We start from the raw sequence: 14,713 nt of genomic DNA, 5'->3' as shown, positions 1-14,713 counted from the left end.
GACGGCAAGGTGTTATATGAGATGTTAATAAAACTCAAAAGGCTTTGCCGCCGAAAGGAGCACGAATGGTAACATGATAAAAAACAAGATGAAAGTCGCATTATTTCTCGCAGCCACGATGATGGTCGGATCCGTCAACGCATACGCAGCCAGTACCGAAAGCGCATCGATATCGAAGACGATATCTGCCAAACCGGAGAAGGGAATCGTTTCATATGACGATCAAATCACGGACTTGGTCAACAGGCTTAAGCCAGGTCAGATGATTGCCTACTATGCTGCCGATCAGGAATTTAACCGGACAGATCAAATCTACTTCGCATCCAAAGGCTTTGCTTTCACTAAGTATACGGATTATTTGGCGAAGTCGAAGGCAATGAGTGCACCGTCCCTGACCAAGCCTGCAGCCTTGCCGAAAGGGTACACTTTCAAGAACGCGGTTGTATACTTAAAGAGTCCTGAAAGAACGTCGAGCTTGTACAAGAAGCTGGACAAGGAATTGAAGGGGAAGGCTGGAAACGGCGAGAAGTTCGTGTATTCCGAGATCATGAAGGTAAATGAAGCATCCGCCGCGATTCTGAACTATGAAAAAGGCAAAGTAAAGCTTCAAGTCGTAGCGAGTGATATCGTTCCCGAACAGCCGATAGGCGGAACGCCCGTACCGCAGGAGAAACCGAACGAATCAAAGGAAACCATCGTCATTAACGGTGTCGAATGTGTCTACACCGCCGACTCGAAGGGAAGGGATCACCTGGATTGGGTGGATGAGGAGCAACAGATTCGTTACAGCATTTGGGCGGAAGACGTCAAGTCTGATATTCTTCGCTATGCCCAAAATATGCTTGCTCAAAAATAGAAGCTCTGCATTAGATCCGGTCGATGCAATAACCCATGTTTTTATTTTTTGCTCTAAAGTCTAAACTCTTTCATATAACAAGCATAGGATATTGTGTTCCGAAAATAAAGGAGGTTAGAACCATGGGTGAAGTTGCCGGTTACAATGGCGGAGGATACGGATCGGTTGGAGCGGTGCTGGTTCTCTTTATTCTCTTGGTCATCATCTTGTCTGCTTTCGGATTCGGATTTGGAGTTTAATAGGTTATGACAAAAACCCGCACCGTTTACTCGGTGCGGGTTTCTTCCGTTCATTGCGAGGCATGCCTTCCCATTGGCGAGACCACATCGGATTCTATGAGCAAGGACAACCATTTGCTATATAACTCCCACGGTTTCCCTGAGTCCAGCAATGCTTTGCAGGTATATATTCCTTCTTCGACGGAGCTGACTTTGTCCGCCAACTGTAAACGTACCGCACCATTCAGCAGCACCTGGTAGATAAATGCGAGGTCCCCTTTGCCCAGCAGAACCTCCGCCGTAGCGTCAGCTTGTTCGGAAGGAGTCCAGCCGATGTCCGGAACCGGCACATCTAGCCCGTACGCCTCGGGATCGATGATCTGCAGGCTGGCCTTGCCGTTCTCGATCCGGTATGTCCGCGTTGGCCGGTGAATGAATAATTCATCGGAGCCTTCACTGCCTTGAATAATGATCGCTTTACGGTAATCGAGTTTCATGATCAGTCGGCTTAACCGGTCAAAAACCGTATTATGGTATACGCCGAAGGTTAAATAAGGGGAATGGGAATAATCGACAAACTTTTCCGCCGTGTTGAGTACGGTCCGCATCCCCAGTTCCTCGCGAATCGGGCGAAGGTGCTTAAGCGGAGGGCACCATTCTTCCGCATCTACATATAATACGCCCGTCCGTTTGGCCGCCCGGATGCATGAGTCTTTTGCCAATGCCGGTCCGGTTATTCCTTTCGCCGCGAGTATATCGGACAAGGTAATCCCCCACTTTGGAGGGAGGGATGCAGTCCCGTGCAGCGTAACAGGGAGATCGGCAGCCGCGAGGACAAAAGCAGTGGCTAGCGTCGAGAAAAAAGATGACTTTCTGCCGTCATAAGGACCTGCGCAGTCGATACCCGCATGTAGAAACGAACGGTCCGCATATTCACGACTGACCTTCACGAAGGCTTCCAATTCTTCCACGCTTTCCATCTTGATGCGTTCAGCGATGAAAAAGGCGCCGATCTGCGCAGGAGTAGCCTGTGCACCTAGTATCGATGCTGCAGCCAGAAGCGCTTCCTCGTAAGTCAGGTCCCGAGCGCCGCGTTTGCCGCGGCCGACTTCTTTCAATAAGTGGATCATGATTTTTTGGCACCTCCTGAACCGGTCTCTTGCAGCAATTGATACAGCTTAACGATCGAGGTGGCGACGTCCACCATTCTTTTTCTTTCATTCATCGCCTGTTTGCGCAGGACATCGTAAGCTTCGGATTCCGAAATTTGTTTCATTTCGCATAAAATGCCTTTGGCCATATCAATCCATTTTCGTTCTTCAATTCGGGCTAGGAGCTGCGTTTTTTCGTCATGCCACTGTTGACGTTCGTAAAAATGCTTTGAACTAAAATGAAGCGTCCAATGCAGCTCGTGCTCCTTCATGGAGGGAAATAAAAGTCCATCAATTGTAACATCATCTTCACATGCTTCGAGAGATTGCGAAGCGGCATGATCGCTGCACCACCACAGAACCGGCACGCGCTTTTGTTGTTCAAGGGTACTGCACCATGGCTTGATCGAGGAGACCGGAAGATGGAGAACCGTTCCGTCAGCCTCCATGATTCCGGCCAACGCTTGCTTCTCATTGCGAGCAAGGTGGATCTTATAGCCGTATGAACGAAGGATAAATTCCGGAAGAAGCGCCTTGGCAGCTGTGTCACTTCGCTCTGAAGCAGGGACCGGATGGTGGATAACCAGCAATGAACGCATGGATTGACGCTCCCTTCATAAATGAAATCCTGTCAGAGGTTAAGCTTTAGCACAAAACAGAAACTATGTTAATTTATATAACATAAATCACAAGCGGATGTCGATAATTAATTAATTTTCTTAATTTCGTGTCAAATATGTTGACAGAACTCAAATGCGTAGTGTATATTTCCCTCAAGAACTTTATACTTCCCGGATACAACGTTGTATCCCATTAGCGGCAAAGAAGCCTGTTTTCGTTCCCGGTAAGAGTGTGCCAACTCTACTGGATCGAATGCAGGCTATTTTGGTTTTTTAAGATTTGTTGATGGATGAGTATATCGAAGGTGTTAGACGGAGGGAGAGCGAACCATGACAAAAAAGAAGTTAGTGATGATTGGGAATGGCATGGCAGGAGTGCGGGCTATCGAGCATTTAATCAAGCTTGCGCCCGAAGCGTATGAGATTACGATATTCGGAGCGGAGCCTCATCCGAACTACAATCGGATCATGCTGTCATCCGTCCTCGCAGGCGGAACCGATCTGAAGGAAATCATGATTAATGACTGGGATTGGTACAAGGAGAACCGGATCCAATTGCATGCAGGACATACGGTGAACCGGATCGACACGCTGCATCGCAAAGTATTCTCCGAACAAGGAGCTGTCGCTCCATATGATGCTTTGATTATTGCGACCGGCTCCAATCCGTTTATGCTGCCTTTGCCGGGTGCCGACAAGGAAGGCGTGATCGCCTTTAGGGACATCCAGGATTGCGAAACGATGGTGAAGACGTCGAAGCAATATAAGAAAGCGGTGGTCATCGGGGGAGGCCTCTTGGGCCTGGAGGCCGCTCGAGGTCTTCTGCATCTGGGCATGGATGTATCCGTGGTTCACCTGAATCCCTATTTAATGGAACGGCAATTGGACGAGACGGCAGCCAAAATGCTGCAGCGTGAACTCGAAACACAAGGAATGACGTTTTTGCTGAATAAAAATTCGGAATCGATCTCGGGTCGGAAGCGGGTGAGGGCGCTCCATTTTACGGACGGGAGCAGCGTCGAGACCGATCTGATCGTGATGGCCGTCGGGATCAAGCCAAACATCTCTTTGGCACAGTCCTCCGGGATCGAGGTTAATCGCGGGATCGTCGTTAACGACTATATGGAGACGAACGTCCCCGACGTCTATGCGGTGGGCGAATGCGCGGAGCATCGGGGCATCGCTTATGGTCTTGTAGCCCCGCTGTACGAACAAGGAGCGGTACTCGCCAAGCATCTGGCAGGTGTGGAGACGAGTGGATATGCCGGTTCCGTCACGTCAACGAAATTAAAGGTATCCGGCGTGGATGTATTCTCCGCAGGTCATTTTGCAGACCCGGAAGGAACCAGATCCATGCGATATCAAGACGAGGTCGAAGGGGTATACAAAAAAATCGTCGTCCGCGAAGACCGGCTCATCGGGGCTGTTATGTTCGGCGATACGGGGGATGGACCGAAGCTGTTTTCGCTCATGAAGAGCGGGGAATCCATCAGGGGCAGAGAGAAAGAGCTTCTGTTAGGCTTCGCGCCTAATGCAGGCGTTGTATCACCGGAGCAGCGGCTGGCTCAGCTGGCGGATGATGAGATCATTTGCGGCTGTAACGGCGTATCGAAAGAAGCGATCAAAGATGCCATTCTTACGAAGAACTGCAATACCGTCGCATCCGTTAAAGCTTGTACCAAAGCTTCGGGATCCTGCGGCGGCTGCAAACCTCTTGTCGAGGGACTCGTTCAATTATACGCCGGGGATGCTGCCGGGGAGCCGGTAAAAGAAGGGATATGCGGATGTACTTCGCTGGGGAGAGATGAAATTATCACCGAGATCACCCGTCTTGGACTGGGTACCGTGAAAGAAGTGATGAATGTGCTGGGATGGGACAATCCGGAGGGGTGCTCCAAGTGCCGTCCATCGTTGAACTACTATCTCGGCATGCTGTTTCCGGAATCCTACGTGGACGAGAAGGAATCCCGTTTCACGAACGAGCGGTACCATGCCAACATTCAGAAGGACGGCACGTATTCCGTGGTGCCTCGGATATACGGTGGGGTGACGTCGCCTTCGGTGCTAAAGAAAATCGCCGAGATTGCAGAAAAATTCGATGTGCCGATGGTCAAGATTACGGGCGGACAGCGGATCGATCTGCTCGGCGTCAAGAAGGAGGATCTGCCGAGGATGTGGGAGGAGCTGGATATGCCTTCCGGTTATGCCTACGGTAAAGCCCTCCGTACGGTTAAAACTTGCGTAGGGTCCACGTTTTGCAGATTCGGCACGCAGGACTCCATAGGTATGGGCGTGCGTTTGGAGAAAGAATTTGAGCGGCTGAGCACCCCGGCCAAAGTGAAACTGGCGGTTTCCGGATGTCCTCGGAACTGCGCGGAAGCCACCATTAAGGATTTTGGCGTTGTGGCAATTGATGGCGGCTGGGAATTGCACGTCGGCGGCAATGGAGGCGTTCATGTCCGGGCCACGGAATTGTTATGCGTCGTAAAGACCGAAGACGAGGTAGTCGAATGGGCCGGAGCCTTTATCCAATATTACCGCGAAAACGCACAATGGAATGAACGGACGTCGGTTTGGATCGAGCGAGTGGGCCTGGACCATGTGAAAAAAGCATTGGAGAAGAAAGAGGACCGCGCCGCTCTTGTTTCCAGAATAAAGCTGGCTTTAAGCAAGCAAAAGGATCCGTGGAAGGAGATTACGTCAGACAGCGGGCTTCGTAAAAATTTCGTGCCTTTGCCTGACGCCGAAGCTGTGACGAAATAGGGGGAGAACCAATATGGCGAAACTGCACGTAGGATACGTGAACGAAATCGATCCTAAGGGATCAAGAACCATTGAAATCGGGGGAACGGAAATTGCGCTGTTCCGCTTGTCGGACGGGAATATTCTGGCCGTCGAAAACAAGTGCCCGCATAAAGGAGGCAAGCTTTCGGAAGGTATGGTGTGCGGGAAGCAAGTGCACTGTCCACTGCATGATTGGAAAATCGATCTGTGCAGCGGACAGGTTCAAGAGCCGGACACGGGTCATGTAAACACTTATCAGATAGAAGTGGATCCGGCAAGCGGCGCGATTTACTTGCTGGATCGTACAGCTTAACGCATTGTCAGTCATATTCCGCTGTCATGTTTGAGGCTGTCATAAATGTTAAGGATTGATTTCATTAGAAGGAGTAGACCGACATGGATTACGTGAAACCGGATCAGGTGATGCATGACATGATCGAGGCTGGGGCCGCGAAGGCGCGGCTGAAGACTTCGCAGATGCTTATTCGCGGCATACTGTCCGGCGCTATCCTGGCATGCGCCACCACGCTAGCATTTACGGCTTCGACCCAAACGAATATCCCGAGGCGGGCGCGCTCCTATTTCCGGTTGGCTTTGTCATCATTGTAGTGCTGGGCTTAGAGCTGGTCACCGGAAGCTTTGCGCTCTTACCGTTAACCGTTCTGCAGAAGAAGGGGTGGCTCTGGAATCAAATCCCCGTGCTTATAGGTAGCTTTATCGGCGGATCGGTATTTACCGGAGCGATGCTGTACTTTGCCCAATATGGATTCGGCAAGAGACGCGGGGTTGCGCGGATGGCGACCGGCTATTCAGGCCGCGGAATAATGGAGGCGACGGCAGTTTCCGTCGAGATCAGACGATGAGGCCGGGCATGGTGTATATCGTCGGCGCAGGTCCTGGAGACCCGGAGCTGATTACGCTGAAAGCCCTCCGGCGTATCCAGGAAGCGGACGTCATCATGTACGATCGGTTGGTGAACGATGAGCTGTTGAGTTACGCTAAGAAGGATGCTTTGCTTGTATACTGCGGCAAGGCACCCGGACGCCATTCTCTTCCGCAGGAAAAGATCAACGAGAACATGGTGGCCTTTGCCCTTGATGGTCATCATGTTGTCAGACTCAAGGGAGGCGACCCGCTGATCTTCGGTCGAGGGGGAGAGGAAGCTTGCGAATTGGCTGCACGCGGCATTCCCTTCGAATTCGTGCCAGGCGTTACCTCGGCTGTGGGTGCTTCCTCGTCCGCAGGAATTCCTCTGACTCACCGCGGAGCCAGTACCTCGGTTGCTTTTGTCAGCGGAACGAGCTGCCATGGTAATGAGCAGAGCGTGAGGTGGGACTTGCTGGCGCACAGCGTGGATACGCTTGTGGTGTACATGGGTGTCAGCAGAATGGACGGCATCTGTAAAGAGATGATCGCTCATGGCAAGCCGCCGTGGACTCCCGCCGCCATCGTCGAGCAGGGAACCTGGGCAGAAGAGAGAATCTTCACGGGTACGCTCGGAACCATCTACAGGATTTCTCATCGGATGAACGTGAAAAATCCGGCCCTGCTGATCATTGGAGAAGTGGTGCGGGTCAGAGAGCAGCTCCTGAAACTGGCGGCGGAGGCGCAGGAGAAGACCGGTTAACCCTTGTGCAGACATGAGGAGTTGCGCAGCCTACAATTACGCTAGAACGATACGAAGATACTTTTAACCATGGAGTGAACCCTTCTTGATTTGGGGTTCACTTTATTTTGCTGTGGAACATGTTAGCGGGGATGGGTAGGCATACAATAATACGGACCCGGCATTCGAGAATAGCCGATTTTATGCCGTCGCGAGAGGAAAACGCTTACACCGCAAAGAATATCATGTTAACGCCATCTGTAACGATCAAGCTGGAGTGAAGTTGACATTACTTGTTTTAGAAAAGGGAAAGAACGGGGGAGACGCATGAAATATGACGTCATCGTGGTAGGAGCCGGCTTATCGGGTCTCGTGGCTACCGCCGAAATGGCCGAGGCCGGCAAGCGGGTGCTGCTGCTTGACCAGGAACCGGAAAGCTCTATTGGCGGGCAGGCATGGTGGTCTTTTGGCGGTTTATTCCTTGTCGATTCGCCCGAGCAGAGAAGACTGGGGATCCGGGATTCCCGTGAACTGGCATGGCAGGATTGGATGGGAGCCGCTGGTTTCGATCGGGAGGAGGACGAGGATCTGTGGGGGCGGAAATGGGCCGAGGCTTATGTCGACTTTGCCGCCGGCGAAAAGCGGGCATGGCTGCATTCGTTAGGAATTCGGTTCTTCCCAGTCGTTGGCTGGGCGGAACGCGGCGGATATCTCGCCGAGGGCCACGGCAATTCCGTTCCGCGTTTTCATATTGTGTGGGGAACAGGGCCAGGTGTCGTACAGCCATTTGAGTCCAGGGTCAGAGACGCCATCCGTTCCGGCGCAGTTGATTATCGTCCGCGTCACCAAGTCGATGAGCTGATTACGCGCGAGAATGCTGTCATCGGAGTAAGGGGCTCGGTACTTGCACCGAGTTCGGCCGGCCGGGGCGAAGAAAGCTCCCGCGAGGTCGTTGGCGACTATGAATATTATGCGGAGGCTGTGGTTGTCTCCAGCGGAGGCATCGGCGCCAACCATGAGCTGATCAGGCAGCATTGGCCGTCCCGGTTAGGCAAGCCTCCACGAGCGATGCTCTCCGGCGTTCCCGCGCATGTGGACGGACGGATGCTGGGAATAACGGAGCAAGCCGGCGGGCGGGTCGTCAATCGAGACCGGATGTGGCACTACACGGAAGGGATTAAGAACTGGGACCCGGTATGGTCCAAGCACGGCATCCGGATACTGCCGGGTCCATCGTCAGTATGGCTTGATGCCAAGGGGCAACGGCTTCCTGCTCCGAATTTCCCGGGCTTCGATACGCTGGGAACCCTGAAAGCCATTCAGGATACGGGCTTTGACTATTCCTGGTTTCTTCTGACCAGAAAGGTCATTGAGAAGGAATTTGCCCTGTCCGGCTCGGAACAAAACCCGGATTTGACCGGAAAGAGCATCCGTAAAGTGCTGGGAAGAGTTGGCTCGGGCATTCCTGGCCCTGTGCAGGCATTTCTGGATCACGGCGAGGATTTTGTTGTCGCCGATTCACTGCCCGAGCTTGTGGACGGCATGAATAAGCTTGCAGGCAGCGATCTGGTCAAGCTGGACGATTTGAAGCGTCAGCTTGCCGCAAGAGACCGCGAGATGGACCAGGCTTTTACCAAGGATCTGCAGATCACGGCGCTCCGGGGAGCAAGGAATTATATAGGCGATCGCTTGGTGCGCGTAGCCAAGCCGCATAAATTTCTTGATCCGGCCCATGGTCCATTGATTGCGGTACGCCTGCATATTCTTAGCCGAAAAACACTGGGCGGGCTTCAAACGGATCTCTCGGGGAGGGTGCTGAGTGCATTCGGCGAACCGATTCCCGGGCTCTACGCGGTCGGAGAAGCGGCCGGCTTTGGTGGTGGGGGCGTTCATGGTTACCGTGCATTGGAGGGAACGTTTTTGGGCGGCTGCCTGTTTACGGGAAGGCAGGCGGGGCGGAGCATTGCACAACTGTAAGGTTCAGGAGGTCGTCCATCCTTGGAAAATTGTGCAAAAGGACCCTTATCGTTGTCATCTTCTCCCCAGCCATAATAATGAAACGGCCTCCCATCGAAGTCGATGGGAGGCCGTTCTCAGTTATGGCTTAAGGAAGGATGTTGCCGGCCGCGCGGTAAATGGCGTACCATTCCTCGCGAGTCAACGTGACATCGCCTGCTTTGATGCAGTCCTTCAAACGGTTGATATTCATCGTTCCGATGATGGGCTGCATTTGTGCAGGGTGGCGAAGAAGCCAAGCAATGGCAATCGTCGTATTGGTAACGTTATATTTTTCAGCGATTTCATCAATCTTCTGGTTAAGCTCAGGGAACTTGTCGCTTCCAAGGAATACGCCTTCGAAGAACCCGTATTGGAAAGGCGACCAAGGCTGAATCGTAATGTCGTTCAGTCTGCAGAAATCCAGAACGCTGCCATCGCGGTTAACCGCGGCGTCGTTCTCCATATTCACGTTGATTCCGCTTTGTATCATGGTGGTATTGGTGATGCTAAGCTGCAGCTGGTTGGCCACGAGCGGCTGCTTCACCGCTCTTTTCAACAGCTGGATCTGCATCGGATTCTGGTTGGATACGCCGAAATGACGCACCTTCCCCGAGCTCTCGAGCTGATCGAATGCTTCAGCCACCTCTTCAGGCTCAACCAAAGCATCCGGACGGTGGAGCAGGAGAACGTCGAGATATTCGGTACGAAGTCTTTTGAGAATGCCGTCGACGGAATTCAAGATATGCTCTTTGGAGAAATCGAACATGCCCTGACGGATACCGCATTTGGATTGAAGAATGATCTTCTCGCGGACTTCCGCATTCATATGTATCGCATCTGCAAAAATCTCCTCGCAAGCTCCGCCGCCATATATGTCGGCATGGTCGAAGAAGTTGGCTCCTTCCTCCAGTGCGGATTGCACGAAACGTTCGGCTTCGGCTTTTTCCAGCGAATTTATGCGCATGCAACCAACGGCTACAACAGGTACTTCCAGTGAACTGCTTCCTAGTTTCATCGTTTTCATGATTGCGGTCCTCCCATTCAAAATTGATTGATTGTACGGCCGCCGCGCTATAGTGTAGGGGCAGCCGAGAACGTGTAAGCGAACGACTAGATGAATAGGTTCATGCTGACAGTCTCTAGTGTATTGTGACATGCAGACGGCGCAATGTACAAGCTTTAATTTTCTCTCCCATGCAGCCATGTGGGTTATGGATCCCACATGCGATTTCGGAAGCGCCCTGGGATTCACCGCATCCTAATGTAGGACCTTTACTTTTCGAATGACGATCCGGCTGGGAGGAAGAGAAGGCATCTCATGAAAGCTGAAGCTTACGTCCTGCACGGGCACTTCATAACTCATCCGGTTAGCCAGAAAGTCCAGACTTTCCTTCATGATCTCAAGCGTAATCCATTCCCCGGCACAGCGGTGTCCCGTATGATGATCTCCGCCGCCTTGAGGGATGAAGTTAAAGGGACTTCCGTTCCAATGTTCGAAGCGATCCGGCTTGAACAGCTCCGGCTGATCCCATAGGCCGGGATGATGGTTCGTTCCGTATAAATGTTCTCTTCCGATTTGAACAATTTCACACCGCTGTTCTCAACTATCATAATCCAAGCCAAAAGTTGAAACCGGGCTGCTCCCTTGCAGGATTCCCTTGCGTTGACGAGAATTTGATTAAGTAATATTTCAAAAAGATGAACCCAGGAGGTTAAGAAAATGGCTGCAGAAATAATCAGGGTGTACAAAGAAAAGATCCCGTCCGCGCGCTTGATCGGCAAACGGTATACGGACGAGCATCGAAATGCGGCAGGAAGCTTCGCGGACCAGTGGGAAGAATGGTTCGCCAATGGTTGGTTCGAAAAGATCGGGCAGCTTGGTTGTTTGCCGGAATCGGAGGGTGCTTCTTATGGTCTTATGCGAATGAACGGGATTCAGTTTGAATATTGGATCGGTATGCTTTTCCCGAAGCATATCGAAGCGCCGGAAGGATTTGACCATGCGGATCTGGAAGAAGGCGCTGCGGGTATATGTTGGTTATATGGCAAGGATAACGGGGAGCTGTTCGGTATGGAGCCTCATAAACGATGCATGGCGAAAATCGCCGAACAAGGCTGGAGCTTGGACGTGAACCCGTGGTTCTTTGAACGTTATCATCCAGTCCGTTTCATGATGCCGGACGAGCAGGGGAATGTCATCTTGGATTATGGCGTTTATTTAATGAGACGTTCGATTCGCTAGGCATGAATGAGAGCCGCTCCAATGGAGTGGCTCTTAACCGTTCTTCTGATTCAGTTAAACAAACTACACGCCATACTCGAGCTCGCCGTTTCTGTGGAAATGCTCGGGTCGCCGGTGCATTCATTACGATATACGGAACATTTAGATTCATGCAGCGCTTAGCCTCTGCTCACGAATTTCTTTGCATTGTCTACGTTCAGCTTTTTAACATGTTGAGTCAATAGATTCTTGTCACTGACGATCCAGGTGTGATTGGTGGAGTTGCGTCTTCGATTCGCTAAGAAATGATACGGACTGCCCGAGTATATTCTATAGTTACGAGCTATACAATCAGCACAAAATTGGACGCACTCGCTGCGATTTTGATTCGGGAACGCTACTTGATCGAATACATGCCGTTTAACCAGCATGGTCGCCCCTTGAACAAGGCGAACCCATTGATTGGCCATGTTAGGGTAACGGTGCAGAAGAGCTTTTTGTCCGGCAAGCTGCATGAAGTGCGCTCTCTTTCCTACAATATCAGTGCGAGTCTTGATCATGAGACGGACGCTTTCGTTCAAATAATCAGGTGCGTAATAGTCATCATCGTCAAATTTAGCAATGAGGCCGTGTTTGGAGACCTTGACTCCATAATTAAGGCAGCTGCCGAGTGATAATCGTTCCGGTTTGCTATATATTCGGACGTTGCGATATGACTTGGCTGCCATTTGATATTCCGGCAGCTTGAGACTGCCATGATTTAAGATGACGATTAACTCTTTGTTCCTGTAATTCTGTCTGGCGTAATTCTCCAGCAGATTGTGCAGGCATTCCGGTCTTTTGGTGCAGGTGATGATCGATACGGCAGGCTGTGATGGGGATGATGACCGGTGCGTCATGCTCGACCGCCTCCGGTCGTCCGCTGTACGAATTTTTTGAAATCTCGCACATTCGGAACTTTAGGGTGCTTGGCCATGAGTTCCTGATCGCTAATGATCCATGTATGACCGGATGAATTTTTCCGCCGCACTGCCGTAAAATGATACTTGCTGCCGGAATAGACTTTGAAGCCCTTTCTTTTACTTCTTGTGCAAAAAAGATCGTCTTCACCGACGCTTTGATTCGGAAAGCGTACTTTGTTAAAGACGTGCTTCTTAAATATGAGCGTAGCCCCCGGCAGCATGGTTACGGTTCGATTTTCATCGTTAGGAAAGCGTAGAATTAGAGTTTTGGAGCCTTGTAAATGAGCATTTTGCATTAATCTGAGCCCTTGATACACAAGGATTTTCAAACATAAAAAAGGGACTTCACCCCAATTTGGAGAAGTTTTCAAGTGACCAAACCCAAAAACTCCGAGAGGAAGTGAAGTCACTTGTATATTCTCCAAGAAAGTCTATTTTCCTTTGAGGATCTGTTAAAAATGCAATCAAAAGATCGATTGCCCATTTTTTTTAGCGTCTTGGATCTTCGCCCTTATGCCAAGCAATTGAGAAGTCGTTCACCCCGTGGCGCTGACGGGCACTGTAGAGAAGGAATTCTTCGTGCACTTTTGGCTGCGCCGCTTGAGCATATTCAAACGTTTACTGGCTTGCATCATCGATTGGAAACAGATCTTCGATTTCGCTATCAGTGTGGACTTTCATTAGATCGCAAAGCACCGTCTATTTCTACGCTAAGCCGGGTCTTCGCCGAACTGACAAAGAAAAAATTGGCACAGCAGCTATTCGAGAATCTGGTCAACCTCTGTCAGCAAGAGGGCATCATCGACGGCAGCCACATTGCGATCGACAGCGCCGCCATCCATGCTTATGAGAAGAAGCAACCCAAGCGCAAAAGTGAGCAGACCGGCGATGCCAACTGGGGCGCAAAGTTCGATTCATTCGGCCACAAAGTCACTTGGTTCGGATACAAACTCCACCTAGCTGTTGACACGAAAAGCGAACTTCCGCTAGCACTAGAAGTCACGCCCGCACATGTCAATGACGGAGAAATGGCACCTGGTCTGATTGAGAAGGTTGCTGTCGATAAACGCACGAGATTCTTCATGCTTGATGCGGGCTATGACCAAATGAAAGTGTACGAAGCGGCTCGAAAGGTGAACGCTCAAGCCACTATTCCTCTCAATCCTCGGGGAGAAAAAGAACCGCCCGCTGGCATGACGACAAACGGAACACCTTGCTGTACGATGGGGTTCGCGATGACTTACTGGGGCGCCGACGGCGATTACTTGAAGTTTCGTTGTCCGCATGCCACAGGCAAAGTAGATTGCCCGTTAGGCATGGCCACTTGCTCAGCGTCCAACTATGGCATGGTCGTCAAAGTCGATACGAAGGACGATCTAAGGCGATATAGTAATCCGCATCGCGATACCAAGCGCTGGAAAGAGCTTTACAATGAACGAACCAGCGTGGAACGGTGCAATTCTCGAATGAAAACGTATTTGTCCGCGGATAGCCTGCATGTCTGGGGCGTTCAAAAAGTCACTACGCAGCAGTATTTGAACGCCATCGTCCTACTCGTATCTGCGCTCTCAACTGCTTCGAGAAGAAAGCAAGCCGCCGCTTAAAAAGTTCAAACTTCAAAAATTCTGGAGGTCTGTCCTTTTTCAGAAAACGCGTGATTTAGAGACGAGACAATGTCTGTTCTTCCTATGATTTATCCAAATTCGGAATTATGCAAAATGCTCAAATACATATAATGTGCACGTTTCCCTATAATATCGGCGTTCGATCTTCTTAACGACTTCAGGCTGTCCGACAAATAGTGGGGGGCGTAATAGTCGTCATCATCGAATTTGGCAACGATGCCGTATTTCGTTTTGCTTACGGCGTAATTTAGGCACGCACCCAAAGTGACATGCTCCGGCATGCGGTAGATTTGTATGTTTCGATGCTTGTTGGCTATTTGCTGGTAAGGAGAGAGGGCGATTGTACTATCGTTGACGACGATAATGAGCTCTTTCTTGGCATGGGATTGTCTAGCGAAATTATGGAACAAGTTTTTAATATAATTAGGGCGATTCGTACAGGTAATAATGGATACGCCTTGCGTTTTGGATGAATTGTTGAAGCTTGCTGCCATTCCGTCACTCTCCTTATCTATGAGGATAATTTCTATATCACAATAGAGTATGTAAAGTATAAATAGAGGTAACGGCATTACGACTCGACCAACTTTTAAAATTTTTATAGCAGGAGGGCATTGCATTACAGATCTTGTTTATCTATAATGGATGACATAAGTCCATAATATGATTTGT

The 14,713-nt window shown here is 50.6% G+C and carries 16 protein-coding genes and 1 pseudogene; 10 read left to right on the top strand and 7 right to left on the bottom strand.

Annotation, left to right across the window (positions count from 1 at the left end):
- Positions 1 to 73: 73 nt before the first annotated feature.
- Together AC3RCL_RS17720 and AC3RCL_RS17715 are read left to right on the top strand one after the other, a co-directional pair.
- Entirely contained in the window at positions 74 to 856 is a 783-nt protein-coding gene (locus tag AC3RCL_RS17720) for a hypothetical protein (protein ID WP_375119589.1), read from the top strand.
- Between the two features lie 122 nt (positions 857 to 978).
- Complete coding sequence (locus AC3RCL_RS17715) at positions 979 to 1,095, top strand: hypothetical protein (protein WP_009593567.1); 117 nt, start codon at positions 979 to 981, stop codon at positions 1,093 to 1,095.
- Between the two features lie 50 nt (positions 1,096 to 1,145).
- Here AC3RCL_RS17715 and AC3RCL_RS17710 read toward each other — a convergent pair whose 3' ends face one another.
- Positions 1,146 to 2,204, bottom strand: coding sequence for an anthranilate phosphoribosyltransferase (locus tag AC3RCL_RS17710; protein ID WP_492531073.1), 1,059 nt, complete (start codon positions 2,202 to 2,204; stop codon positions 1,146 to 1,148).
- Positions 2,201 to 2,824 carry an ANTAR domain-containing response regulator gene (locus AC3RCL_RS17705; RefSeq protein ID WP_015734881.1) on the bottom strand — a complete coding sequence of 208 codons (624 nt, stop codon included), beginning with the start codon at positions 2,822 to 2,824 and terminating at the stop codon, positions 2,201 to 2,203. Before AC3RCL_RS17705 ends, AC3RCL_RS17710 begins: the two co-directional genes overlap by 4 nt.
- Before the next feature lie 351 nt (positions 2,825 to 3,175).
- Between AC3RCL_RS17705 and nirB the strand changes: the two genes are divergently transcribed.
- The 6 genes from nirB to AC3RCL_RS17675 all read left to right on the top strand — a co-directional run bounded on the left by nirB (position 3,176) and on the right by AC3RCL_RS17675 (position 9,212).
- Complete coding sequence (gene nirB, locus AC3RCL_RS17700) at positions 3,176 to 5,608, top strand: nitrite reductase large subunit NirB (RefSeq protein WP_492531070.1); 2,433 nt, start codon at positions 3,176 to 3,178, stop codon at positions 5,606 to 5,608.
- A gap of 13 nt (positions 5,609 to 5,621) precedes the next feature.
- Positions 5,622 to 5,942: a nitrite reductase small subunit NirD gene (gene nirD, locus AC3RCL_RS17695; RefSeq protein WP_015734883.1), complete on the top strand. Its 321-nt coding sequence runs from the start codon at positions 5,622 to 5,624 to the stop codon at positions 5,940 to 5,942.
- Positions 5,943 to 6,025: 83 nt separating this feature from the next.
- Positions 6,026 to 6,238, top strand: coding sequence for a hypothetical protein (locus AC3RCL_RS17690; protein ID WP_492531067.1), 213 nt, complete (start codon positions 6,026 to 6,028; stop codon positions 6,236 to 6,238).
- Between the two features lie 89 nt (positions 6,239 to 6,327).
- A complete protein-coding gene (locus AC3RCL_RS17685) occupies positions 6,328 to 6,492 on the top strand; it encodes a hypothetical protein (protein WP_492531065.1) in 165 nt (54 codons plus the stop codon).
- Positions 6,493 to 6,500: 8 nt separating this feature from the next.
- Positions 6,501 to 7,256, top strand: a complete 756-nt coding sequence (gene cobA / locus AC3RCL_RS17680) for a uroporphyrinogen-III C-methyltransferase (protein ID WP_249732696.1) — start codon at positions 6,501 to 6,503, stop codon at positions 7,254 to 7,256.
- 306 nt (positions 7,257 to 7,562) lie between these two features.
- The gene (locus AC3RCL_RS17675) at positions 7,563 to 9,212 is read left to right on the top strand and encodes an FAD-binding dehydrogenase (protein WP_492531063.1); all 1,650 of its coding nucleotides are present in this window, start codon (positions 7,563 to 7,565) and stop codon (positions 9,210 to 9,212) included.
- 127 nt (positions 9,213 to 9,339) lie between these two features.
- Here AC3RCL_RS17675 and AC3RCL_RS17670 read toward each other — a convergent pair whose 3' ends face one another.
- A complete protein-coding gene (locus tag AC3RCL_RS17670) occupies positions 9,340 to 10,257 on the bottom strand; it encodes an aldo/keto reductase (RefSeq protein WP_492531061.1) in 918 nt (305 codons plus the stop codon).
- A 234-nt stretch (positions 10,258 to 10,491) separates the two neighbouring features.
- A pseudogene (locus AC3RCL_RS17665) lies at positions 10,492 to 10,794 on the bottom strand (cytochrome P450); the annotation flags it as partial.
- 159 nt (positions 10,795 to 10,953) lie between these two features.
- Between AC3RCL_RS17665 and AC3RCL_RS17660 the strand changes: the two are divergent.
- Positions 10,954 to 11,475, top strand: coding sequence for an AraC family transcriptional regulator (locus AC3RCL_RS17660; protein ID WP_492531059.1), 522 nt, complete (start codon positions 10,954 to 10,956; stop codon positions 11,473 to 11,475).
- A gap of 158 nt (positions 11,476 to 11,633) precedes the next feature.
- Here AC3RCL_RS17660 and AC3RCL_RS17655 read toward each other — a convergent pair whose 3' ends face one another.
- Together AC3RCL_RS17655 and AC3RCL_RS17650 are read right to left on the bottom strand one after the other, a co-directional pair.
- Positions 11,634 to 12,353, bottom strand: a complete 720-nt coding sequence (locus AC3RCL_RS17655) for a glycosyltransferase family 2 protein (RefSeq protein ID WP_492531057.1) — start codon at positions 12,351 to 12,353, stop codon at positions 11,634 to 11,636.
- Complete coding sequence (locus AC3RCL_RS17650; RefSeq protein WP_492531055.1) at positions 12,350 to 12,841, bottom strand: hypothetical protein; 492 nt, start codon at positions 12,839 to 12,841, stop codon at positions 12,350 to 12,352. Before AC3RCL_RS17650 ends, AC3RCL_RS17655 begins: the two co-directional genes overlap by 4 nt.
- Between AC3RCL_RS17650 and AC3RCL_RS17645 the strand changes: the two genes are divergently transcribed.
- A complete protein-coding gene (locus tag AC3RCL_RS17645; protein WP_492531053.1) occupies positions 12,827 to 14,020 on the top strand; it encodes a transposase in 1,194 nt (397 codons plus the stop codon). The two genes, AC3RCL_RS17650 and AC3RCL_RS17645, sit on opposite strands and share 15 nt — an antisense overlap.
- Before the next feature lie 89 nt (positions 14,021 to 14,109).
- On the opposite strand, the gene AC3RCL_RS17640 is transcribed toward AC3RCL_RS17645, so the two are convergent.
- Positions 14,110 to 14,535, bottom strand: coding sequence for a glycosyltransferase family 2 protein (locus AC3RCL_RS17640; protein ID WP_492531051.1), 426 nt, complete (start codon positions 14,533 to 14,535; stop codon positions 14,110 to 14,112).
- Positions 14,536 to 14,713 lie beyond the last annotated feature (178 nt).

It is taken from the genome of Paenibacillus sp. MT86 (assembly GCF_058792535.1).
This window is presented reverse-complemented; position numbering and strand designations above follow the sequence as displayed.